Below are 23,339 nucleotides of genomic sequence, written 5' to 3'. Positions count from 1 at the left end.
ACGTATCCCTTCGTTGCGGTCGGCGGTGGTTGATCGAAAGGCGACGGATCGGACGGCGGCCGTCAGAGGGCGGCCAGGACGCGTCGGAGTGTCGTGGAGTTCTTGTGGCGCGGCAGCCAGACCCGGTTCAGGTGGAACCGGGCGCGTCCCTTCAGCGGACCGGTGAAGATCCGGGGGGCGAGGGACTCGTAGAGCGTGGCGAGGTCCTCGTTGTCCGTGCGGTCCGCGTCCGGCAGCCAGCGGGCCAGCAGGTTCCAGGCCCGGGTGGAGGTCTCCCCGGTGATCAGGGCGCGGTTCAGGAGCGTGACGAGCAGCTTGGCGTGCTCGTCGTTCGCCAGCGCGAGTTCGGCGAGGGCGGGCCGGCCCGGCCGGTCCGCGCCGACCGTGTACCGGCCCAGGGCGAGCATGGTGCGGACGGCATGCCGCGGCAGGTACTCGTCCCGTGCCGTCGCCCAGCCGTCGAGCTCGGCCATCACCTCGTCCACCCGGCCGGCCAGGAACAGCCAGGCCGTGGAGAAGGCGATCGAACTGAAGCCGGCCTGTTCGGGCTTGCGGCCGAGCCTGCCCAGCTCGGCGAGGGTGGCCGGTACGTCCCGCAGGCCTATCGACGTTCCGTAGGCCTTGGCCGCGCTGTCCTGCAGGGCCATTCCGGGGCTGCGAGCCCAGTCCTGCACACGGGAGGCGACCCGGTCCGCCGCACCGCCCTCGGCCGCGGCCATCTCCAGTGCCAGGGCGGCGCACACCCGGCGCACACCGGAGTCCGACCTGGCCCACGGACCGACGCGCCGCTGGTAGACGAAGTCGAAGTCGTGCCCCATGAGGAGGCCGACCAGCTGGGCGACCCGGACCCGGACGCGTTCCCGGCCGGGGCCGCGCCCGCCGACCAGGAGATCGAGCCAGTCCAGGAGCGGTATGCGCAGCCGGCTGTAGGCGTCCCAGGTGCTCTCCAGCATGGTGTGCAGCAACTGGTCGTGCACCAGCAACGCATGCCGGAAGGTGCTCCGGGCGTCGGCCGCGGCCGCCTCGGAGACCCGCATCTCCTGAGGTACGAGCCGGTTGATGTTCTGCTCGGCCATGTCGCGGACGAGGTCCTCGTCCGCGACTCCGAAGTGGGGCAGCATGATCCGGCTGAGCAGGTCGCCCGCCTCGACGACGTCGGACAGCGGGTGTCCGTTGAAGAACGCGTAGGTGATCCGGAACGCCTGGTGATGAGGGGCCGGCATCCCGGTGTCGTCCCGCACTGCGTCCAGCCCGAGCATCTCCCTGGCGAGCAGCCGCAGCCAGTCGCGCCAGCGGCCGATGACATCCCCGAGGTCGTCGTCCGGAGCGTGGATGTTCTCCGCCAGGACCCGGGCCAGCTGGACGACTCCGGTCACCGAGCGGGCCAGCCCCACCGTGCTCTTCAGCTGTTCGTCGCCGGTCACCCGGTCGACGAACCGTGACACGCTGTCCGTGTCGCACCGCGGCCCGCCGTCCTCCTCGTCGCGTCGGCAGCGGAGCCGGTGGCGGGTGACCAGGGCCGTGAGATGTGCTTCGAGCACCCGCAGGGCGTCGGGCCCTTGGTGTTCGAAGACGCGGGCGTCACCCGTCGTGCCGGGGAAGCCGGATTGCGGGCCGGTGACGACCAGGTACGCGCCCGCCTGGACCGCCAGCTGGGCCAGGCGGTCCAGCGTCTGTTTGGTGACGGGCCGGGCACCCGCCTCCACCAGGTACCCGTGGCCCTTCTCCAGCACGTCGGCCGCCTGTTCGCAGACGCCCTGGACCACGTCGGCGTCCTCGCGGTGGAGCGTGCTGACGGCGTACCGGGGCCGGCTGCACCGGGTGAGCGCGGCCGTAGCCGTGGCCCGCCGGCCGGTGCCCTCCTCGCCGTACAGCACGATCACGTGGTGCTGTTCGAGGCTGCTCTCCAGTGCGTCCTGATCGTCGACGGGGACATGGATCGCCGTGGCGATGTCCTCGGGGAAGGGGACCGCCTGGACCTTGGTCCGGTGCGGACCGCCCTCCGCGCCGTACATGCTCTCGATGTAGACGGCGTTCCCGTTCGGGCCGAGGCTGACGGGACTGCGGTTGGACTTGATGAGGCTGTGGTGTTCCCGGACGGCGCTGGACTCCTCGAAGGAGACCGGCTGTTCGGGCACGGGTTTGCCGTCGGCCGGGGCCTGTGGGCCGTCGGCGGCGGACCGCTTTCCGCCCTGCTCGGCCTGCGGCCGTCCGGCCGCCGGATCGGCGGGCGACGAGGCGTCGCCGTCGGAGGCGCGCTCCCCGCCTCCGGACGCCCCGACCGGTCCGGCCGGTCCGGTGGCGTCCGGGGCATCCGGTACGTCCGGCGCGGGCGTGGGGGTTTCCGAGGGGCCCGGCGCCGGCTCCTCCGCCCCTGCCTGATCGTTCATGCCGGCCACCTTCCGTCACCGTCCTGGTCACGGGAGGTCGCGTTCTCGTTGTAGACCACCTTGTTCCCGACCGGGCTACGGAAGAAGTGGGCGTTGGAACCCACGCTGAAGCCGGCCTCGGCGTCGCGCCTCCGCTCCGGTTCCTTCTCCTTCTCGGGCACGTGCCGCCGGAGTTCGTCGGTGAGGATGTCCAGGTCGTGATGGGCGTATCCCTCACGCAGGTGCATGACCTGACGGTTGGCCAGCCCGACCAGGGCCGAAGGGAGTTCCTCCACCCGGGGCAGGGCCGCGTCCAGGAGCACCGGAATGACGACCTTGTTCAGCGCGAGGGCGGTCGCGATCTCGTCGTGGACGTAGTCCTTCGGCACGTCGATCCTGCGCATGCCGGTCTCCTCGTCCCGGATGTCGATCCAGCGCCGCCCGATCAGGCTGAGGAAAACGGTGCACGACTCCAGTTCCCGGCGGAGATAGTCGGGGAAATCCGTCCCCGGCCTCATTGCCCGGCGGTCCCGGAATACATTTCCCTCGCCGAAGACACCCACGAGCCGTTCGTCCACGAGTTCAGGGGCCCGCTCCCCGTCACCCGTCCTGTAGTTGATGAAAATCTTGGTCATCGGGTGACTCCTCACTGGTGGTGCGCAGAGCGCTTTCGGACCTGCCGTCGCAAGGCCGGCGACAGGCCTGTGTCTGGCGAGATTTTCAGCATGGGAAGAGTGGGTCAATGCGTTTCCCCGGCCCCATTTCCCGGGGAAACGGAACACTCATCCGGACCCGGAGACGAGGCAGGACGGCAGGCGGCAGCCCGTTTCCCGCTGTGCCGCCGACCGGGAACGGCGCGTCACCGCTCCGTTCCGTGCCGTGGTGGAGATGCGATGGAGAAGGGTGGAACCGGCCAGGGACCACGCGTCCGGGCCGGACCGGGGTTCGCGATCGGGCAGCGGCCGCGGCCGGCCGCCCGTGGTGTGCAGCGGGCGGCGGTCAGCCGCCCGTGGTGTGCAGGGCCTCGGCGATACGGCCGGCGGCGAGCCGGGCGTCGGGATCGCGCGGCCAGCGGTTGAGCCGGCGGGCCAGTCGCTGGAGATCGGCCCGGATGGTGGCCGAGTCGACCACCGACACCGAGGAGGTCACCGCCTCCACCACCGCGCAGGCGGGCTTCAGTTCTCCCGCCTCGGCGAGGGCCAGGGCGAGCCGGGCCGCGTACCGGGCCCTCGCCCGGCGAGCCCGTATCGGGACGGCGTCGAGGCTGCCCTCAAGACGGCCCACGGCCTCGGTCGTACGCCCGAGGTCGTGCAGACACCATCCGGCGACGAAGTCGGCGAGTCCGGCGAGGTGCATGCTGCCGATCACCGGCTCGGTGCCGGCGGCGGACGGGTCCGACTCGTGGTCACGGGCTGCCCGTGACATGAGTTCGGTGGCGCGGTCCAGAGCCCGGAAGCACGCGGCGTCCTCGCCCAGCAGAGCGTGCCCCTGGGCTCTGCGCTGGGCGGCGAGGCCCCGGATGCGGGTGCTGCTCGACCGTTCCTCAGCGGTGCGCGCGTACTCCACGGTGGCCCGCCCGTCCATCCGGTACAGCGCGACGTCGGCCCGCCTGACCAGGGTGTAGGCGGCGAACTCGGTGTCACCGCCCGCGTCGGCGAGCGCCACGGCGCGGTCGGTCCACCACAGTGAGGCCCGCTCGTCACCGGCCTCCTGGGTCATCCATCCGGTGTACTCGGCGTATCGGGCGGCCAGCCGCAGCGCCGCCGCCCGGTCGGCTTCGCACGGGGCGCCGCGGGCGAGGCCGCGCAGCGCGTTCATCGCGGTGACGAGGATCTGGGTGACGACCGCCGGGCCGAAGGACTGACCGAGGTTCCGGCACTCGGCGAACAGCGACGAGAAGTGCGCGAGCGCCTCCCTGCACTCGACGTCGAACGCCGAGGGCGAGGCGAGCCGCCAGGACATCACCGCGGGGGTGCTGGAAGGATCGGCGAGTGCCTTCTCGTCGTAGGCCACGAAGTCGTTCCCCCGGTCCACGGACATCCGCAGCACCCAGGGCATGGACCACTCGGTCGGCGCCTCGGACGTGGGAAGACCGGCGGTGTTCCTGGCCGGGAGCAGGGCGTTCAGCCGACCGTCCGCCCCCAGCGCCCGATCGCAGGCACGCGCGAAATCCGGACTGGGATTCTTCTGTCCACGCTCGACCTTGCTCAAATGCGCTTTCGAATAGTTGATCGCCCGAGCGAGGTTGTCGAGCGATCGACCGGACGCGACGCGGCACTTGCGTAACTCCGCGCCAAAAGAAATTGCCTGCATCATGCCCCCCTTCGGGATCGGAAGCTCTGCCCCGACTCCCGCACCCCCGCAGTAATACTCTCGTCTTATCCAATGCCTGATGGCTGAAACACATGAGGCCCGGCGGAATCATGACGCTCGGGTCCGGCCGCCCACGGCAGTGCGAGTCCGTCCTGATGGCGACGCGGAAGGAGGTGCAGATGCAGATGGAATACCGACTGGGTGGCCAGTTCTCCGCGCGACGTAATGATGTTGCACGCGCCGAATTCGGCCGCCAGTTCGGCAGCGCGGCGCATAGTGGCCGCGGACACGGCCGGATCGACTCCGACATCGGCGACATGGGTCTTGGGAATGACCAGCGTATGGCCCGCCGTCACCGCGGACAGCGGCACGATGGCCAGGGAGTCCGGCCACCGGCGGACGACCCGGGCCGGGGCACTTCCGGCCACGATGGCGCAGAACGGGCACTTCCCGGGCGAGGCCCGGCCGGTGTCCACGAGTCTCTCGCCGGGAACCTCTGTCGCGTCTGTCGTCACGTTCCGCTTCCTCGGGCTTGCACGTCATGGCGGGGCACCGGCCCGGACTCCGCGCGGCGGGCCCGTCCGGCCGGCCGACGGGGCAGCCGCACGGCGAGCGCCGTACGACCGGCCTCCGGCCGTGCCGCAAGGCATACCCCGGGCACGCACGGCCGGACACGTCCCCCGTCTACGCACCGCCGGGACCACGGCACGGGGTCTGCGACACCGGCCCGCCCGGGCGTCCGCCCGACAGGTCCAACGGCCGGGCGCCGACGATCCGTTCCCGGTACCGACGCGGGCCCTCCGCCCGGGCAGCCGCCGGCGGCGCCCGCCCGCACCGCCCCGGTCCGGTACCGCCCGAGGGGCGAACGCGCGTGAGCCGGTGGCCGGATGCCGCGCCTGCCGCGCGGCAGGCGGGGAACGGGGGCATCACCGGGACGCCGGTGGTGGCCAGAAGGGGCGGGTAGCGGGCCGGAAGCGGATCGGAAGCAGATCGGTTCTGGCCACGGAAGTGGTGCCAGTGGTCACCTCGTAGGTGTCAACCGCCTTGCCCCGTCCCGCTGTTCACCGTCCGCTCAGGACGGCCGGGGCGGGGTGCGGTGCACTGCCGTCACCGCTGGAGAACCCCATGACCGATGCAGCGCCGACGCCGCCCGCCCGGCGTCCCGACCCGCTGTCCACCCATCGCGCGCCGCCCTCCTACCAGGCACCGGGACTGATACCCCCGGGCGGACCCGCCCGCACCTGGGGGCTCGTGGTCATCGCCACGCCCCTGCTGCTCGCCCTGCTCCTGGCCCTGATCGGCGGCCTGGCCGGGGGATCGTCCGGGTCGTCGTCCGGAACGTCCGGCGCCGGGTCCGGCTCCGGCCTCTTCGGCTCGGGCACCTCCGGCTCGGACGGCGGTGGTACGGCCGCCACGGACGACCAGCCGGTCTACACCGACCCGACGACGGCGTCCGCATGGCCGTACGGCGACACCGCTTCTCCCGAGGCGACCGCGACCGACGGCTACTACGGCGACCCGACGGACACGGAGACCGCCTCCCCGAGCGCGACCGCGAGCGGCGGACCCGGCGACGTCGTCACCGCCTACTTCGCGGCGATCAGCGCCCGCGACTACCGGACCGCCTGGTCCCTCGGCGGCAAGAACCTCGACTCCAGCTACGACAGCTTCGTCTCGGGCTACGCCACCACCGAGCGGGACACCGTCACCGTCGTGTCCGTCACGGGCGACGAGGTGCAGGTGGCCCTCGACGCCCTGCAGACGGACGGCACGACGAAGTCGTTCGACGCCACCTACACCGTCCAGAACGGCGTGATCACCAGCGGCACGGCCACCCAGACCGGCTGACACCCACCGGGGCGTGCCCGAGGGGTGCGCCCGCACGAGCGGAGCGCTGAACCACCATGGCCACACAGATACTCGACCCCAGTCCTCCCGGCCCGGCACCGCAGGATCCGCCGGAGCACCGCGCGTACGCGCGCACCCGGGCCACCCGGCTGCTGTCCGCCGGCACCTACCTGCACACCGGCTACCGGCGGGCCGTCATCCGGGAACTGCTGCGCAGACGGTTCCGGGTCGTCGCGCCCTCCTACGGCTACGACGCCGTATCCGTCCTCGCCCACGCCCTCGCCGCGCGCCGGCTGCGCCGCATCCAGTGGTCGGTCGCGGCCGGCGTGGACTTCGCGGTCCTCCTGCTGCTCAGCAACGGGGTGCTCAACGGGTTCATCGGTGTCGTCCTGCTGTGCTGGGTGCCCTGGGCGGCGGCCTACCTGCGCCGGATCGCCACCCTGCACCTCCTGATGACCCGGGTGCGGGAGAGCGGCCCGGACGGCGGCTTCGACGGTGCCAGCCCGGCGCACGCCAAGCTGACCGACGCACTCGCCCGCAAGATCGACCACGAGCAGGCCGGCCGCAGCGGACTGGTCTTCTACGGCGGCTACCGGCCCTTCGTCGGCGCGGGCCTGCCGCTGCGCGACTGGTCCAACGCGCAGTTGCTGCTCGGCGCCCCGAAGACCCGGATCATGGCGCGCAAGAGCGTGGACGGCACCCCTCCCGACCTCGACACCGTCGAGCGCAGGCAGGTCGTCCCGTTCACCGTGCACGAGATCACCAGCCAGGTTGCCGCCCGGCTGGCCGCCGACCTGCGTGACGAGACCCGCCCCGAGGAGCGGATCGACGGGCTGACCGTCGAGCAGCGCCGCTACACCACCGCGATCCGCAGCAACGACCGCACCCAGGGCGCCGGCTGGTCCCAGCTGCCCGGCGTGGACGACCTGCCCGGCATCCACTGGCGGGAGGACTACGACGCGGCCCGCGAGTACCTGTGCGTGCGGGTCGGGTCGTGGAACGAGGAGCTGGTGACCTCGATCTTCGTCGGGTTCGACATCAAGGGCAACACGCTGCACACCGAGTTCTACACCTATGTGCTCGGGCCGCTCGTGGGCGACTTCCACCTGGTGGACCAGCTGCCCGCCGCCGTCGACGGGCGGCTGGCGGTGCGGGTGGCGTGGGACATGTTCACGTCCCTGGTGCGCTGGTGGGTGACGCTGTGGATGTGGCCGCTGCTGCTGGTCCCGGAGCGGTTCCTGCCGGGGTGGGCGGTCCGGTGGACCCGGCCCTGGCGGGCCAGGAGGGCCAGGCGGGCCGCGGCCGAGCTGCTGCTGTCGGACCGGGTGGAGGACACCAGCGAGTTCCGGCTGGGCCGTTACGTCAACCGCTGGGTCAACTGCGGCGCGTTCGCGAGCGTCCGGGAGCTGGCCACCAGCGAGACGTACCACCACTTCTTCCAGCAGTCCGACGCGGTGAAGTACATGCAGATCGTCCAGCGCCGGCTGCTCCAGAACATCCGCGCGTTCCTCGACGAGCACGACGTGGACCTCGTCGAGCACGACCGGGCGCAGACCAACATCCTGCTGGGCGACAACAGCCAGAACTTCTTCGGCGGCCAGCAGAGCAACTTCGGCTACAACTACACGCCGTCGAGCGGCGGTTCGTCAGACAAAGCGGGGACGTGACCATGAGCCAGGGAAACACCGGCGGCGCCAACAGCCAGAACTTCTTCGGCGGCGAGCAGCACGGCTTCGGCTACAACGTCCACAACACCCCGCAGGAGGACCGGCAGTCCGCCGAACGGGAGGCCGAACGGGAGGCCGAACGGGAGGCCGAGCGGGCTGCGCAGGCGCAGGCGGACTACGGCCGCAGGCGCAGCGTCTTCGTCGTGCACGGCCGCGACGAGAAGGTCCGCACGGCCATGTTCGGGCTGCTGCGCCGGCTCGACCTGCGCCCGCTGGAGTGGGAGCGGCTGGTGCGGAGCACCGGCGGGACCGCGCCGTTCCTCGGCGAGGTCATCGAGAAGGCGCTGTCCCAGGCGCAGGCGGCGCTCGTGCTCCTCACCCCGGACGATGTCGCCAAGCTCCACCCACACCTGCTGGGCGACAACGAGCCTCCCTACGAGACGCAGTTGACCGGTCAGCCCCGGCAGAACGTGCTGATCGAGCTCGGCATGGCGCTGATGGCCTACCCGGAGCGGACGATCATCGTGGAGGTCGGCCAGGTGCGGCCCGCCGCGGATCTCGGGGGCCGCAACGTGATCCGCTTCGACGGCTCCGAGACCGCCGTCTCGAAGATCGTCGAACGGCTCAAGGGCGCCGAGTGCGACCTCGACGACACCCGGCCGGACTGGCGTGACACCTCGCACTTCGAGAACCTGGCGGCCTATCGCCGACTGGCCTGACGGACCGTACGCGAGGGGGGCGGGGGCCACGGGCCCCCGCCCCCCTTCCGTGCGTGCCAGGGCCTGTCCGACCATTTCCGTCGTCGCCCGGAGGGCGGCCTCGCGGCGTCGGGTGCGTGCTCCCGGCGTGCCGGGCGCAGGCCCTCGTACCGGACGTACTCGGGTCTGCGCCCGGTGCGGCGAGTGGGGGTCCCCCCGGCCGAAGGCTGGGGGAGCGTGCATGGCGTCGCGAGGCGGACGGGAATCGTCGGACAGGCCCTAGCCCTGTTGGCCCGACGCCAGCGCGGCCAGGAACGCGGCCAGCTCGCGCATGTCGATGCCGTCCAGCTCCTCGGGCCGTACGACGAGGCGCAGTTCGCGGCAGATCGCGGCCTCCCGGGAGCGGGCCACGAAGGACATCAGGACCAGCCGGAGCAGGCTGTCCCGGTCGAGGTGGCCGAGGCGGGCCAGCCCGGACCCGGTCAACGGCATGGCCACCCGCTCCAGTTGGGCGTGCGCGCGCAGCGCGTCCCACAGCCCGCCCAGGCCCCGCCACAGGTCCTCCACGCCGGAGGAGGCCACGTAGTCGTTGCCGATCCGGCTGTAGGCCACGCCGAACACCAGCCGCGGCCGGGTGCCGAGGACCGCCACCGTGCCGACCGGGTAGCGGTCGAGCTTGCCGAGCGGCTTGTCCGCCCGCGCCTCCCGCGCGACGGGTTCGGCCGGGGCGAGCGCCGCGTCGAGTTCCGCGTCCAGGCGGGCGACGTCGCCGTCGTAGAGGCGGTCGAGGAGCTGGGCCTGCACGCTGTCGCCGTTGATGACCCGGCCGCCGGCCGACAGGGTGTCGAAGGTGTCGCAGAAGCCGACGACGAGGTGGGCCGGCTGGTCGAAGAGGTCGCCCGTCTCGACGACCACCGTCATGTCGGGCCGCCGGAACACCTGCCGTACCCGGACCGCAGGCCGGGCCCGCAGCAGCCCGTAGCCCAGGCAGGCCCCCACCGACAGCCCGACGACCGCGCCGGACGCGCTGTACGGCACGAACGGGCCGACGACCTGGGACACGGCGGACAGCCCGCCGAACGCCACCATCGTGTCGCGGACAAAGGCCTGCCGGGCGCGCCTTGTACCACGCCGGACGGCGCTCCGGGACCGTATCGGGTGCATCGGGTCCAGTCCGGCGGAATCACCCGAACTCATGGATTCCCCAAGGCATCATGATAATCTTTCAGTCACTATGGCTGACGCAGAGTGACGCAGAACCGCCGGGGGGCGACGCGGATGGCCGGTGTGAGAACACGTATCCGGGTGAAGGTACTGGGCCCGGTCCAGCTCGAGGTCGACGGGGTTCCGGTCCGGCTGACGCCGCTGACCGTACGGCTGCTGGTCCGCCTGGTGGCGGCCGGCGGCGAGGCGGTACCGGTACGGCAACTCCGGCGCGACGTGTGGGGACTCGCGGACGAACCGCGCCACCTGGACCAGCGCAACCGCAACGAGGTGCAGAAACGGGTCCTGGAGCTGCGGCGGGCGCTGGCCCCCGGCGCACCCGGCACCCCCGGCGAGGACAGCGTGGGCACGCAGGTCCTGCGCACCGAGCAGCAGGTCACCGTGCAGGGCCCGGAGACCGCCTACCGGCTGGTGCTGCGGCCCGAGGAACTGGACAGCGCGCGGTTCACCGCGATCGTCGGCGAGGCCCTGCTCGCGCCGCCGGCCACCGCCGCGCACCGGCTGTCCGAGGCGCTGTCCCTGGTGCGCGGCCGGCCGCTCGCCGAGGTGAACGGCGAGGGGTTCGCGGTGCCCTTCGTCCGCCGCCTGACCACCCTTCAGGACGCGGCCCGGCGCGAGCTGGTGCGTGTGCAGACCGACCTGGGGCGGCCCGAACTCGCCCTGCCGGTAGCCGAACTGATCGCCCACGAACATCCCGACGACGTCGAGGCCGCACGCGTCCTGGACGCCCTGCGCGCTGAGCTGCGTGCCCGGCACGGGGCCGAACTGCTGCGGCACCGGGTCCCGTTGGAGGGCCAGCGGGCCGATGTGGTCCTGGTGCGCGGCGACTTGTTCGAGCAGGCGGACTGCAACCTGGTGATCGGGTTCACCGACACCTTCGACACGGAGACCGCCGAGGACCTCGTGATCAGCCGGGAGAGCCTGCAGAGCCAGCTCGTCGACCGGCTGTTCGCCGGGAAGCGGCGCCTGCTGGACGACCGGCTGCGGGCGGGGCTGCGGGCGGTGAAGTCGGTGGGCACCGAGACCGTACGGACGAAACCGCTGGGCCGCCGGGTGCGCTACCCGGTGGGCACGACCGTGGTGGTACCGGTCGAGGGCCGCCGGGTGTTCGCCACCGCCTACTCGCGGCTCGGCAACGACCTGGTGGCCAGGTCCAACCACGCCGACCTGCGGCTGAGCCTGGACAGCCTGTGGGCCTCGGTGGCGGTCAACGGCCTGTTCAAGCCGGTCGCCGTCCCGCTCATCGGCTCCGGTCTCGCCCGGGTCACCGACCTGGACCGGGGCCAGCTGGCCGCCCTCATCGTGGACTCGTTCATCGAGGCCTGCCGCCGCCACCCCGCCCTGACCCCCGAACTCCGGATCGTCATCCTGCCCCAGGAGCTGGCCAGGACCGACCTGACCCCGGTGGAGCAGCGCTTCGAGGACCTGGTGCTCGGCCTGCGCGCGGCCGACTGACGACGGCGGTGAGACCGGGCGCCGGCCCGGACGTGTCCCCCGGGCCGGCAGGCTGCTCCGCATCTGTCCGTTCCCCCTTCGCGGCATCACCCGCCGTCCGCGCCGCGCGCCGTCGCGCCCGGCCTCACCTCCGTCCACGAGACCACCCCGGCCGCTTCCGCCGGCACCCTCCAACCGCTTCCGATCCGGTTCCGGGAACCGCGGACGGGCGTCGCCGCCCCGCAACCGCCGGCGGCCGGACAGGACGGGCTCTCCCGACCGTTGGGTCCCGCACCGATCGGGTCTATCGTCGGAATCATGGGGCCAGGACGAGGAGGACGGCCGGTGATGCCGCAGGACGAGGCCGTGATCGGCTGCACGGGGAAGGTGCTCATAGGCACCCGCGGTGCCACCGGGCCCGGCGAGGTCCTGGTGCGGGTCAGGGGCGGCTCGGAGACCTTCCTCGCCTGGTCGGAGGAGCCCCTGCCGGTCGGCGCGACCGTGCTCGTGATCGAATCACGGGGATGCCGGGAGGTCGGCGTCATCGAGTGGGTGGATCCATTGGACGCGCTCGGCGACAGCGCCGAGGCCGGCTGAGGAGAGACAGGCATGTTCGGATACCGCGTACCCGCTCCCGACGAGGCGATGTTGATCTCGGGGGGCAGGCGGGGACTGGGGGGCGCGCCGTTCCGAGTGGTCACGGGGCACGGCAAGTTCGTACTGCCCGTCGTCAGGAAGGTCCGTTTCCTCACCCTGTCGATGTGCGAGTCCGAGGTCACCGAGACCTGTGTGACCAGACAGGGCATCGCGCTGCACGTCCGCGCGGTCATCGCCTTCAAGGTCGGCAACGACCACGAGAGCATCATCAACGCCGGTCAGCGCTTCCTCTCCGACCAGGAGCAGATGTCGGTGCTGACCGGCCGGATCTTCGCCGGTCACCTGCGCGCCATCATCGGCTCGATGACCGTCGAGGAGATCGTCACCGAGCGGCAGAAGCTCGCCGCGGAGGTGCTGGACACCTCGAAGACGGAGATGGCGAAGATCGGCCTGATCGTCGACTCGCTGCAGATCCAGTCCATCGACGACGGCGACACCGGCTACATCGACGCGATGTCCGCGCCGCACAAGGCCGCCATCCAGCGGCAGGCGCAGATCGCCCAGGCGCAGGCCACCCAGGCCTCGGTCGAGGCGGAGCAGGTCGCGGCCCGCAACCAGGCCGAGTACGCCCGGCAGACCGCGATCGTCAAGGCCGAGTACTCGGCCGAGGTGGACCGCGCCCAGGCGCAGGCCGCGCAGGCCGGTCCGCTGGCGCAGGCGCACGCCCAGCAGGAGGTGCTCGCCGCCCAGACGGAGCTGGCCCAGCGCCAGGCCAAGCTGCGCCAGGAGCAGCTGGTGGCCGAGGTCGTCAGGCCCGCCGAGGCCGAGGCGGAGCGGGTCAGGATCCTCGCGGCCGCCGAGGCGCAGCGGATGAAGATCCAGGCGGAGGCGGCGGCCTCGTACGACCGGGTCGCGCTGGACCGGATGCTGATCGACCAGCTCCCGCAGATCGTCAAGGAGGCCGCGGGCGGCCTCGCCGGTGCCAACGTCAACGTCCTCAACGGCGCGGACGGCCTCGGCGAGATCGCGGCCGGCCTGGTCTCCCAGGGCCTGACGATCCTCGACTCGGTCCGGCAGAACCTGGGCGGCCAGGACTCCGACGGACAGCGCTCCGAAGGCGCTCGCTCCGGGGAGGACGGGGGCGGCAGCAGCCTGCTGCAGCTGCCCACCGGGAAGGGGCGGAAGTCGGACGACGGGCCGGTGGACGTCGACTAGGCGCTCCGCTGGAGGCGCCGCGGTCGCTCGTCGGTCGGGTGCGGCGCCGTCGTGGCTGGTCGCGCCCGCGCGGCGGTAGCCGCATATTGATACAGCCCGGCGCACCTTCGGGGCGCTGCCCGTGGACTCGAAAATCGAACACATGCTTGAATCTGGGCATGCGATCGTTTCCCGTGGACCTGGCCCGGGCGCAGCAGGAATGGAGCGCCACCTACCGGCAGCTCGCCGTGCGGCCCGGGCGTACCGAGTTGCGGCGGCGGCTGTACCGGCTGTCGGCGGAGGTGTTCTTCCATCCCTACTGGGGGCAGCGGCGGCCGAGTCCCGCCGCGTGGCGGGAGCTGCGGGAGCTGGGGCGGCCGGAGCGGGCAGGGAGCTGAGGGGGCTCGAATGGCGGGCTGGAGTGCGGGACCGTACGTCCCGGACGATCCTGAAGGCATGTCCGGACCGATACGGGTGATCGTGCATCCGCCGTCGCCGACGGGTGGCCGGCGGGTGCGCGTGGACGGCGAGATCCTCGGGCTGGCGCACAACGTGACCGACGTCGCCGAGTTCCTCCGCCGGGCCGGGCTGGAGATCGACCCGGCGGAGGTGGCGCAGGCGCCGTGGATCGACTGGCGGGGCGGCGGGCCGGAGTGGTGGGGGCCGGAGACATGACGGTCCCCGGCGGCCGCCTTCGCCGGGGTGTCCCGGGTGCCGGACAACGCGCGAGGCCCGTCCAGTGTCTGGACGGGCCTCGGGATGGAGCGCCGGGCAGGCCTTGCACCTGCATTTCCCCGCAGGAAGCGGGGCGTCTTTCCTTGGACCACCAACGCAGCACCGGGCGGACCGAATCGGGCCGACCAGCTCTGGATTGATCATAGCCCATCCGGGGACCCGCCTTCTTTCTTTACGTACTCCTGACGCCGGGACCCGCATCCCCGGAGGGCCCGCACGTGTCCTCTTCCTTGTCCGGATTCTTGTCCGGATCACGTCGAGAATGGAGTGTGTGCCCATGGACGGCGCCGTCGTAGGGGTCGTACTGGTGGTCGTGGCGGCCCTGCTCGTGCTGCGCAGCGGGATGCGGGTGGTCAACCAGGTCGAGCGTGGGGTCGTGTTCCGCCTGGGCAGGGCGCTGCCGGACTTCCGGCGGCCGGGGATCACCTTCCTCATCCCGTTCGTCGACCGGATGCGCAAGGTGAACGTGCAGGTGGTCACCATGCCGGTGCCCACGCAGGAGGGCATCACCAAGGACAACGTGTCGGTGAAGGTGGACGCCGTCGTCTACTTCCGGGTCACCGACCCGGTCCGCGCGGCCATCGAGGTGCAGGACTACATGTTCGCCGTGGGCCAGGTCGCCCAGTCCTCGCTCCGCTCCATCATCGGCAAGAGCGACCTGGACGACCTGCTGACCGACCGGGAGCGGCTGCACGAGGGGCTCGCCCTGATGATCGACAGCCCGGCCGCCGAGTGGGGCATCCACATCGACCGCGTCGAGATCAAGGACGTACAGCTCCCGGAGTCGCTGAAGCGGTCCATGTCCCGGCAGGCCGAGGCGGAGCGGGAGCGGCGGGCCCGGGTCATCACCGCCGACGGTGAGTTCCAGGCCGCGCAGCAGCTCGCCAACGCCTCCCGGATCATGTCGGAGACCCCGGAGGCGATGCAGCTGCGCCTCCTGCAGACGGTCGTCGAGGTCGCCGCCGAGAAGAACTCCACGCTCGTGATGCCCTTCCCGGTGGAACTGCTGCGCTACTTCGAACGGGCGACCAAGCGGCTCGACCAGGAGGTCGAGAAGAACGAGCGCGAACTGGACGGCCCGGACGGGTCGGCCGCGCTCAAGGCCGGGATCGAGCAGATCGCGGCCGTCGCCGACAAGTTCGGGCCGGCCGGAGAGCTCACGGCGCCGAGGGAGCCGGCAGCGGAGCCGTCCGCTCCCGTCGAGCGGCCGTAGCCAGCCACAGGGTCACGGCGAGCGACGCGACCGCCATGAGCGTCATCGCGACGGCGGGCGAGGTGAGTTGGGCGACCGAGCCCGCCAGCGTGGCGCTCAGGCCCTGGAGGGTCAGCATGCCGGCCGAGTGCAGGCCGAGGGCGTGGCCGCCGAGTTCGTCCGGGGTCAGCTTCATCAGCCGCTCCTGCTGGACCAGGCTCGCGCCGAAGCCGACGGAGGCGACGGCGGCGCAGCCGGCGGCGAGCGCCGGCGACGGGTGCAGGAAGAAGACCAGGTAGGGCGTGGCCAGGAGGAGCAGCAGCGGCGTGGCCGTGCGGGTGCGGACCGCCGGCGGCAGCAGCCGGCCGACGGTCACGTCCCCGGCCAGCATGCCGAGGGCCGCGCAGGCGAACAGGGTGCCGGCCGATCCCGGGGCGTACGACACGTACAGCGACTCGCAGCCGACGACCAGGCCGTTGGGCAGCCACAGCCCGAGATAGGTCAGGCGGCGCGGGCGGGACGACCACAGCAGGGCGTTGGTGCGCCAGGTCGCCGCGACGGAGGGCCGGCCGGCGGCCCGGGGCGGACGGGCGCTCAGGCCGAGGCGGAAGGCCAGGGCGGACGCCAGGTACAGGGCCGCGGCGAACAGCAGGCACAAGCGCGGGGAGACGACGGCGAGCAGGGCGCCGCCGGTGGCGAAACCGGCGACCTGCACCAGCCCGCTCGCCATGTTGAACACCGAACGCCCCGGCAGATAGCCGTCCTTGTCGAGGATCTCGTTCAGCAGCCCCCAGCGGACCCCGCCGCCGAGCGAGGCGACGAGACCCAGCAGGAGGACGACGGCCAGCAGCGCACCGGCCGGGAGGCCGGGCAGCGCCAGGCCCGCGGTGGCGACGGTGAAGGCGAGCGAGATCGCGGCGAGGGTGGTGCGCGGGGGCAGCCGGTCGGCGCCGGAGAGCAGGAAGGTCGCGCCCAGCACCTGCGCCAGCGCGGGACCGAACATGCTCAGCGCGGACAGGAGCGGTGAGCCGGTGGAGCGGTAGACGAGCGTGCCGAGCGCGAGACCGCCGACGGTACCGCCCGCGTTCTGGGCGGCGGCGCCGAGGAAGAGGGGAGTGAACTCGGGGGTGCGGAAGAGGGATCGATAGCTGACGGGCATGGTCGGGAGTCTCGGGGGAGCCGGACGCGGACGTTACTGTTTCGCACGAGCGCGAAAGGTCCCGGCGGCCCTGACAGCAGCCGCTCAGACAGCAGGGAGACCCCTTGGGCTGGTGGCAGCTCAACGCGGACACGCTCGCCCGGAGCCGCTTCGTGCTCTCCCCCTACGCCGAGACCTTCGCGAGCCTCAGGCTGCTGCACGGCGGCACCGCCGCGCACCCCGGCGAGCGGCGCTGGCTGGACGAGCAGCTGCCCGGCTACCGGGCGCGGCTCGCCGCCGACCCCGTCACCGCGCTGCTCGTCCGTGCCGGGCTCGGCCGCGAGTGGACCGCCGACTTCCTCACCCCCACGCCCCGGGACCGGGAGAGCGCCGAGGCGGCGATAGCCCGGGTACGGGCCGTCCGCCCCGACGCCGCCCGCGCCCACCTGCGGCTCTCCCTCGGCGGCCCGCTGCCCGCCGCCCTGGACGGCGACGACCTGCCCTGCCGGGCGGCCGATCTGCTGGCATACGTGTGGGAGGTGGCCGTACGGCCGTCCTGGGGCCGTCGGCGGCGGATCCTGGAGGCGGATGTGGCCGCCAGGACCGCGCAGGTCAGCCGGGGCGGCTGGGCCGAGGTGCTGGACTCGGTGCGGCCGGGGCGGACCCGCTGGCTCGGCTCCAACCGGCTCCAGGTCAACCTGCACGAGTACCCGCCCCGCGAGATCTCCGGAGCCGACCTGCTGCTCGTCCCGGTCACCCCCAAGTCCGGCTGGGTCTCGTGGGAGGAACCGGACCGGTACGCGCTGGTCTACCCCTGTGCCGGCGCGCTCTCCGACCCCTCGGAGCGGGCGGTTCCGGCCGGTCTGGAGGCCCTGCTGGGCGCCGCCCGCGCGGGGGTGCTGGTCCTGCTCGACGCGCCCATGAGCACGACCCACCTCACGGCGGTGACCGGGCAGGGCCTCGGCTCGGTCGGCCGGCATCTGCGGGTGCTGCTCGACGCGGGGCTGGTGGAGCGGCGGCGGGCCGGGCGGTCGGTGCTGTACTCGCGGACGGCGGCCGGGGACGTGGTCGTGGAGGCCGGAACCCGGACCGCCACCCGGCGGAGTTAGCATCCGCTTATGACCACTACTGAGAACAACGGATCCGTGCTCGACGTGGAGATCGGTGCGCTGCAGGGCGGCTCCGCCGCTCTGCCGGGCTACGGCGGCAAGGCCGTACTCATTGTCAACGTGGCCTCCAAGTGCGGCCTGACCCCGCAGTACAACGGCCTGGAGAAGCTCCAGGAGCGGTACGCGGCGCAGGGCTTCACCGTGCTCGGGGTGCCCTGCAACCAGTTCATGGGCCAGGAGCCCGGCAGCGCCGAGGAGATCGCCGAGTTCTGCTCGGCGACGTACGGCGTGACCTTCCCGCTGACCGAGAAGGTCGAGGTGAACGGCGAGGGCCGGCACCCGCTCTACGAGCGCCTCGTCGGGTTCGCCGACGCCGAGGGGCACACCGGGGACATCCGCTGGAACTTCGAGAAGTTCCTGATCGGCCGGGACGGGCAGATCGCCGCCCGGTTCTCGCCGCAGACCGAGCCCGAGTCGGCCGAGGTCGTGGCCGCGGTGGAGGCCGCCCTCGCCTGACCCCGGGTCGTCCCTGCCCCAGGGGCAGGGACGAGCCTCCTGGTCACCGGGCGGAACGGATCCGTCCGGTGACGGGCACAAGCCGAGCCCCCTCGGCAAGGACGGCGGGCTGGTCGAGAGGGCTCTGGGTGACGCTTGTGCAGTTGTCGTAGTCGGGAGCGTGAGCGGTGGGTCAGCGAGTGCCCCCTACGCCTTGACCGAGGTCACGAAGGCGTTCCACGCGCCGGCCGGGAACGCGAGGACCGGGCCCTCCTCGACCTTGGAGTCGCGTACGGCGAGTCCCGCGGTCGAGGGCGACTTGACCTCGACGCACGCCCCGTTCCCTGCGGAATAGGAGGACTTCGTCCACGTCTCCGTGGCGCCCTGAAGCAGTGCCATGTCCACTCCTGTTGCGAGATTGCTGTGGTGCTTGCTGTAGTGCGATTCACGCCAACCTTGCTGACCGGTTGGCGTGATCGACGCTACTAGCCAACTTCCCCGCCTGGAGTACCCGTTCACTCGACCGGGTGGCATATTCCGTTGGAGACTTCCGCTGGACCGTGGCATCGGTGTACAGTGCGCCGCTTCCTCAGCGGGCGTACTCCTTGGCCGCGTCGGCGATGAACTGCCGGGACTGCTCGACGTTCAGCGACTGGGCCCGCAGGTGCTCGTACATCACGGCGTACTTCTGCACGTCGTGGGCCTTCTCCAGGTACAGGTCGCTGGTGACGCCCTCCAGGTAGACGACGCTGGAGTCGGCCGCGTCGGCGAACTCCAGGATCGCGTACTGGCCGTTGAGACCGGGATGGGCGCCGCACTCGAAGGGCAGCACCTGGACGGTGATGTGCGGCTGCTGGGACATCTCGATCAGGTACTCCAACTGCTCGCGCATCACGAGCCTGTTGCCGACGAGCCGGCGCAGCGCGGCCTCGTCCAGCACCACCCACAGACGGAGCGGGTTGTGCTCGGCGGTGATACGTTCCTGTCGCCGCATCCGGACCTGGACGCGCTTCTCGATGTCGGCGGCGGAGGTCTCCGGCAACGCGCCCTGCACCAGGGCCTCGGCGTACGCCCGGGTCTGCAACAGCCCGGTGACCAGCTGGGGTTCGTACACGCGCAGCGACTCGGCGTCGGTCTCCAGACCGATGTAGACGCTGTACGGGATGTCCCCGAACGCGTGCCACCATCCTTGCTGCCGCGAATCCCTGGCCATCTCCATCAGGGACTCGACGACCCGCTGGTCCTCGACCTCGTACACCCCGCACAGGTCGCGGACGTCGCGCTGACTGATGCTCCGGCGCCCGTTCTCCAGCCGGCTGATCTTCGACTGGGAGACGAGCAGCCGCTCCGCCACCTCCTCCGCCGTCATGCCCTTGAGCTCGCGGAGCCTGCGCAGCTCCTGGCCCAGCCGGCGTCGCCTGACGGTGGGATTGACATTGGACGCCACGGGACGTGCACCTCCGGCTGCCTGCCTGTAACTACCACTTTGCGTATCTGCTGTTGAGCAGACTGCCACCAAGGTGGTTCCTACCGCTGGGAAACAGCGGATATGCGGCGCGTACGCGTCAGTTCGGGCACGTTCCGGATTCTCCGGGCGGCAGCGGGCGGCTCAGGGCGGCCCCGGACGCACATGCCGAGCGGGGCGGTGGAGGCGCGTACTGCGTACGCCTCCACCGCCCCGCTCGGACCAGCGGCTCCCGAACCGGGTCTCAGGGGTGCTGTGTCGCCGGCCGGGGCCGGCTCTGTTACTGCCGTGGAACTGCGGCTCAGTGCACCACGGCACGCGCCATCGCGCCCGCACCTCGGCGCGGTTGCATCGGAACACCGCGTGCGGGTTCCGGCGCGGCGGACCTGACGCCCGGTCCGGCCGGGGCCGGTGCGCGGCGTGGCTGGGCGGCCGCGCCGTTCTGCACGTCCATGACGGCGTGGGCCACGAGCCCGCCCATCGGGTCGTGCCGGATCAGGTCACGCAACCGGGAACGCGAGGAGCGGCCCTCGTTCCCCGGGTACAGGTGCTTGCCGAGACCGACCGCGTGGGCCAGGGCGGCGAGCGCCGCGGTCCGCGGGTCCGGCGGTACGCCGGTGCGGATCGCCGAATCCAGCCGGCCACGGATCTCCCGGGTGACGGCGTTGTCCGTCGCCTGGTAGCGAGTGGTCGGCAGCACCCCGCACATCTGACCCGCCACGGCGGCGACCATGCCGCACCGTTCCAGATGCGCGAGATAGACCTGGCGCAGGCCGAGTCGTGGCCCGCCGATCCAGTGAACAGCCCGTACGGGAGCGCCGCGCCTTCGCAGCAACTCCAACGCACAGTCCAAAGTCGGATCTCCAGTCGGCCGTGGCTGCACCACGGCGATACGATCCCCGTCTGGGGCTATCCGTCCGGCCAGCGCCAGCTCTACTAGCTGTGCTCCGGCCAGACCGAGGTCGAGCGACTGCGGCTGTGCAGTGGTACCCGTGGCCGGGTCCAGTGCCAGCAGCAGAAGCTCCTCCGGAATTGTTCTGCGGCTCCTGCCCATCCATGCCTCCCCGCGTGGATGAATGACAGGGTGACCCCTCTCACATTGGTCTGTCGAGGGTGCGTGACCGGTTCGTAAGGGAACCGGTAGGTATGTCGTTCTCGTCTACCGCAGGGGCTAAGCCCGCACACAGGACACTGGTACATGGTTCGGACAGCGCACGGCAACGTGCGAAGCGTGGAGGAGGCATCGGTGGCGGGCGAGTCCCCCGACAGGTCGAAGCAGCGCGAGTCGTCGGCAGAACCGACGCCGGGGAGCGCGGAATCGGTTCCCGAAGCGCGAGACCCACGACTGGCGGTGGCCGCCGGGAAGGAGACCGCCGGCGGCGTGGACACCGCCACCCGGATCTTCTCGGTACGGGACCTGAAGACGACCGACGAGACCGGCGAGACCGGCGAAGCCGGCAAGACCGACTCGAAGCTCCGTGCCGCGGTGGCGGCATGGGTGCGCACGGGCGAGCCGGCGGAGGACGACGCGACGGCCCCTGAGGCGGCCACGGAGGCCGAGGAGGGCCCTGAGGCGCCCGCGGACGCCGAGCGGGCGGAGAAGCCGCAGGAGCCCCGCAAGAACGCCGACAACACCGCTACGGCGCCCGAGGACACCCCGGCAGAGCCGGAGGACGCCACGGCCGAGCCCCAAGACGCCACCCCCCAGGACGAGTCGACCCCCACGGCCGAACCCGAGAACGCCGAACCCTCCGCGACCGCCGAGCCCCAAGACGCCGAGCCCGAGGGCGAGTCGGCAACCACCGCGGACCCCGAGGCCGCGGCACCGGAGGACGAGCCCGAGGACGCCGCCCCCCAGGACACAAAGCCCGAAGCCGAGTCGGCAACCACCGCGACCTCCGAGGACGCCGAACCGGAGGACACCAGGCCCGAGGCGGCGACCGAGCCCGAGGACGCCAAGCCCGCCGACGGGCCGGAGGCGACGGCCGAACCCGAGGACGCCGAACCCGAAGCCACCGCCGAGCCGGAGGACGCCAAGCCCGAGGCGGAGACCGAACCCGAGGACGCCAAGCCCGAGGCGGAGACCGAACCCGCGGACGCCAAGCCCGAGGCGACGGCCGAACCCGAGGACGCCAAGCCCGAGGCGGAGACCGAACCCGCGGACGCCGAACCCGAAGCCGCCGCCGAACCCGCGGACGCCGATGGCGAGGACGCGCCGCAGGGGCCACCCGCAGCCGACGACGACGGCCGCACGGGTGGTGCGGGTGGTGCGAGTGGGAAGACCGGCGGCGGCGAAGGCGAAGCCGAGTCCGCCGTCGATCAGCCCACCACGATGCTCAAGGCCCCCCGCCCCCCGCAGGTCGACCAGCCCACCACCACGCTCAAGCTCGGCGGCAGCCCGAAGCCCAAGTCCCCCGCCGCCGACGCCGAACGCACCAGCAAGTTCGTCGCCCTCAAGTCGGACATGAGGCAGGGCCCGAAGCCGGACGCCAGGCCCGAGCCCGCCTCCACCACCCGCACCACCGTGCTCCCGCAGGTCGGCCCCGAGCGCACCACCCAGCAGCCGCTTCCCCCGAAGCCCCCGCTGGACCTGCTCGCCGAGCTCACCAACACGCCCCCGCCGCCGGAGACCCCGGTCAGGACCGCGGTGCGCCGGGTCAAGATCTGGACGCCCCTGGTCATCCTCCTCGTGATCGTCTTTGCGGTCGTACAGGCTTTCCGGCCGCTCCCGCAGCCCACCCTCGACCTCACCGCGAAGGACACGTACACCTTCGACGGCGCCAAGACGGACATCCCCTGGCCGGCCGACGGCCAGGCCGCCCTCGACGTCCAGGGCATCGGCACGTTCGGCTCCTCCGGCGAGCAGAAGCCGGTGCCGATCGCGAGCGTCGCCAAGGTGATGACCGCGTACATCGTCCTGCGCGACCACCCCCTGAAGAGCGGCGCCGCAGGACCGAAGATAAAGATCGACCAGGCGGCCCAGGACCAGGCGAACGCCGGCCAGGAGTCGACCGTCGACGTGACGGCCGGTGACTCGATCACCCAGCGCGAGGCCCTGGAGTCCATCCTGATCGCCTCGGCCAACAACGTGGCCCGTCTGCTGGCCCGTTGGGACGCCGGCTCCGAGAAGGCGTTCGTGGCGAAGATGAACGCCACGGCGAAGAAGCTCGGGATGACGAACACGACGTACACCGACCCGTCGGGGCTCACGGACTCCACCGTGTCCACGGCCGTGGACCAGGTGAGGCTGGCCAAGGCCGCGATGGCGGCCGAGCCGTCGTTCCGCGAGGTCGCCGCGATGATGTCGTACGACGACTACAAGGGCGTCAACCACTCCAACTGGAACCAGCTGGTCGGTCACAACGACGTCGTCGGCATCAAGACCGGCACCACCACCTCCGCCCTCGGCAACCTGGTCTTCGCGGCGAAGAAGACGGTCGGCGGCGAGACCCGCACGGTCATCGGCGCGGTGCTGCGGCAGCCGGCCAGCGCCGCCGCGGACAACAGCATCCTCACCGCAGCCCTCAACGCCGGCGACAAGCTGATCCGGGCGGCCCAGGGCGCGCTGCAATCGGCGACGATCTACAAGAAGGGCGACGTCGTCGGGTACGTGGACGACGGGCTCGGCGGCCGTACCGCGGTCGTGGCGACGAAGGACGTCACCGCCGTCGGCTGGTCGGGGCTGAAGGTGAAGCTGTCGTTCGCCCCGGAGGAGGTGCCGCACACCGCGAAGGCCGGCACCGCGGTCGGCACCCTCACCGTGGGTGACGGCTCCGGCTCCGCCGTCCAGGTCCCGGTCGCCCTGGCGAAGGAACTGGCCGAGCCCGGGTTCACGAGCAGGCTGACCCGCCTCGGCTGACC

At 71.9% G+C, this 23,339-nt stretch carries 21 protein-coding genes and 1 pseudogene; 12 read left to right on the top strand and 10 right to left on the bottom strand.

Annotation, left to right across the window (positions count from 1 at the left end; all coding sequences use genetic code 11):
• Positions 1-62: 62 nt before the first annotated feature.
• From ACGF5O_RS21540 to ACGF5O_RS21520, 5 genes and pseudogenes are all read right to left on the bottom strand, one after another.
• Positions 63-2,390 (bottom strand): hypothetical protein, encoded by a 2,328-nt coding sequence (locus ACGF5O_RS21540; protein ID WP_393811449.1) that lies wholly within the window; start codon positions 2,388-2,390, stop codon positions 63-65.
• Complete coding sequence (locus tag ACGF5O_RS21535) at positions 2,387-3,004, bottom strand: toll/interleukin-1 receptor domain-containing protein (RefSeq protein ID WP_393811448.1); 618 nt, start codon at positions 3,002-3,004, stop codon at positions 2,387-2,389. Before ACGF5O_RS21535 ends, ACGF5O_RS21540 begins: the two co-directional genes overlap by 4 nt.
• A gap of 364 nt (positions 3,005-3,368) precedes the next feature.
• Positions 3,369-4,427 (bottom strand): DNA-binding protein, encoded by a 1,059-nt coding sequence (locus tag ACGF5O_RS21530; RefSeq protein ID WP_393811568.1) that lies wholly within the window; start codon positions 4,425-4,427, stop codon positions 3,369-3,371.
• 78 nt (positions 4,428-4,505) lie between these two features.
• A pseudogene (locus ACGF5O_RS21525) lies at positions 4,506-4,682 on the bottom strand (helix-turn-helix domain-containing protein); the annotation flags it as partial.
• 65 nt (positions 4,683-4,747) lie between these two features.
• Positions 4,748-5,197 carry an HIT family protein gene (locus ACGF5O_RS21520; RefSeq protein WP_393811447.1) on the bottom strand — a complete coding sequence of 150 codons (450 nt, stop codon included), beginning with the start codon at positions 5,195-5,197 and terminating at the stop codon, positions 4,748-4,750.
• 610 nt (positions 5,198-5,807) lie between these two features.
• Between ACGF5O_RS21520 and ACGF5O_RS21515 the strand changes: the two genes are divergently transcribed.
• Genes ACGF5O_RS21515 through ACGF5O_RS21505 form a run of 3 tightly spaced genes read left to right on the top strand, consistent with a single transcriptional unit; the run spans position 5,808 to position 8,916 of the window.
• Complete coding sequence (locus ACGF5O_RS21515) at positions 5,808-6,530, top strand: hypothetical protein (RefSeq protein WP_393811446.1); 723 nt, start codon at positions 5,808-5,810, stop codon at positions 6,528-6,530.
• 56 nt (positions 6,531-6,586) lie between these two features.
• Complete coding sequence (locus tag ACGF5O_RS21510) at positions 6,587-8,197, top strand: hypothetical protein (protein WP_393811445.1); 1,611 nt, start codon at positions 6,587-6,589, stop codon at positions 8,195-8,197.
• Positions 8,198-8,199: 2 nt separating this feature from the next.
• Positions 8,200-8,916 (top strand): TIR domain-containing protein, encoded by a 717-nt coding sequence (locus ACGF5O_RS21505; protein ID WP_393811444.1) that lies wholly within the window; start codon positions 8,200-8,202, stop codon positions 8,914-8,916.
• Between the two features lie 258 nt (positions 8,917-9,174).
• On the opposite strand, the gene ACGF5O_RS21500 is transcribed toward ACGF5O_RS21505, so the two are convergent.
• Entirely contained in the window at positions 9,175-9,984 is an 810-nt protein-coding gene (locus ACGF5O_RS21500) for a macro domain-containing protein (protein ID WP_393811443.1), read from the bottom strand.
• A 198-nt stretch (positions 9,985-10,182) separates the two neighbouring features.
• Between ACGF5O_RS21500 and ACGF5O_RS21495 the strand changes: the two genes are divergently transcribed.
• From ACGF5O_RS21495 to ACGF5O_RS21470, 6 genes are all read left to right on the top strand, one after another.
• Positions 10,183-11,574, top strand: coding sequence for a macro domain-containing protein (locus ACGF5O_RS21495; protein WP_393811442.1), 1,392 nt, complete (start codon positions 10,183-10,185; stop codon positions 11,572-11,574).
• Positions 11,575-11,901: 327 nt separating this feature from the next.
• The gene (locus ACGF5O_RS21490) at positions 11,902-12,150 is read left to right on the top strand and encodes a hypothetical protein (RefSeq protein ID WP_393811441.1); all 249 of its coding nucleotides are present in this window, start codon (positions 11,902-11,904) and stop codon (positions 12,148-12,150) included.
• Between the two features lie 12 nt (positions 12,151-12,162).
• Positions 12,163-13,365: an SPFH domain-containing protein gene (locus ACGF5O_RS21485; RefSeq protein ID WP_393811440.1), complete on the top strand. Its 1,203-nt coding sequence runs from the start codon at positions 12,163-12,165 to the stop codon at positions 13,363-13,365.
• 158 nt (positions 13,366-13,523) lie between these two features.
• On the top strand, positions 13,524-13,742 hold the full coding sequence (locus tag ACGF5O_RS21480) for a hypothetical protein (RefSeq protein ID WP_393811439.1): 219 nt from the start codon (positions 13,524-13,526) through the stop codon (positions 13,740-13,742).
• A 58-nt stretch (positions 13,743-13,800) separates the two neighbouring features.
• A complete protein-coding gene (locus ACGF5O_RS21475) occupies positions 13,801-14,019 on the top strand; it encodes a hypothetical protein (protein ID WP_351702415.1) in 219 nt (72 codons plus the stop codon).
• Positions 14,020-14,356: 337 nt separating this feature from the next.
• A complete protein-coding gene (locus ACGF5O_RS21470; protein WP_393811438.1) occupies positions 14,357-15,292 on the top strand; it encodes a slipin family protein in 936 nt (311 codons plus the stop codon).
• Here the strand turns inward: ACGF5O_RS21470 and ACGF5O_RS21465 are convergent.
• Positions 15,237-16,430, bottom strand: a complete 1,194-nt coding sequence (locus tag ACGF5O_RS21465; RefSeq protein ID WP_393811437.1) for an MFS transporter — start codon at positions 16,428-16,430, stop codon at positions 15,237-15,239. The genes ACGF5O_RS21470 and ACGF5O_RS21465 overlap by 56 nt on opposite strands.
• A gap of 104 nt (positions 16,431-16,534) precedes the next feature.
• On the opposite strand from ACGF5O_RS21465, the gene ACGF5O_RS21460 reads away from it, so the two are divergent.
• Complete coding sequence (locus ACGF5O_RS21460; RefSeq protein ID WP_393811436.1) at positions 16,535-17,518, top strand: ArsR/SmtB family transcription factor; 984 nt, start codon at positions 16,535-16,537, stop codon at positions 17,516-17,518.
• Positions 17,519-17,527: 9 nt separating this feature from the next.
• A complete protein-coding gene (locus ACGF5O_RS21455; protein WP_393811435.1) occupies positions 17,528-18,034 on the top strand; it encodes a glutathione peroxidase in 507 nt (168 codons plus the stop codon).
• Between the two features lie 186 nt (positions 18,035-18,220).
• Here ACGF5O_RS21455 and ACGF5O_RS21450 read toward each other — a convergent pair whose 3' ends face one another.
• The 3 genes from ACGF5O_RS21450 to ACGF5O_RS21440 all read right to left on the bottom strand — a co-directional run bounded on the left by ACGF5O_RS21450 (position 18,221) and on the right by ACGF5O_RS21440 (position 20,532).
• Positions 18,221-18,412, bottom strand: a complete 192-nt coding sequence (locus ACGF5O_RS21450) for a DUF397 domain-containing protein (RefSeq protein ID WP_393811434.1) — start codon at positions 18,410-18,412, stop codon at positions 18,221-18,223.
• A gap of 190 nt (positions 18,413-18,602) precedes the next feature.
• Entirely contained in the window at positions 18,603-19,460 is an 858-nt protein-coding gene (locus tag ACGF5O_RS21445; protein WP_217554965.1) for a helix-turn-helix transcriptional regulator, read from the bottom strand.
• 319 nt (positions 19,461-19,779) lie between these two features.
• The gene (locus ACGF5O_RS21440; RefSeq protein WP_362599798.1) at positions 19,780-20,532 is read right to left on the bottom strand and encodes a GPP34 family phosphoprotein; all 753 of its coding nucleotides are present in this window, start codon (positions 20,530-20,532) and stop codon (positions 19,780-19,782) included.
• Between the two features lie 144 nt (positions 20,533-20,676).
• Between ACGF5O_RS21440 and ACGF5O_RS21435 the strand changes: the two genes are divergently transcribed.
• Complete coding sequence (locus ACGF5O_RS21435; RefSeq protein ID WP_393811433.1) at positions 20,677-23,337, top strand: serine hydrolase; 2,661 nt, start codon at positions 20,677-20,679, stop codon at positions 23,335-23,337.
• The last annotated feature ends 2 nt before the right edge of the window (positions 23,338-23,339 follow it).

Origin of the sequence: Streptomyces sp. NPDC048291 (assembly GCF_043201715.1) — a bacterium.
Lineage (GTDB): Bacteria > Actinomycetota > Actinomycetes > Streptomycetales > Streptomycetaceae > Streptomyces.
The sequence above is the reverse complement of the archived record's forward strand: the minus strand, read 5'-3'. Positions and strand labels throughout refer to the sequence as shown.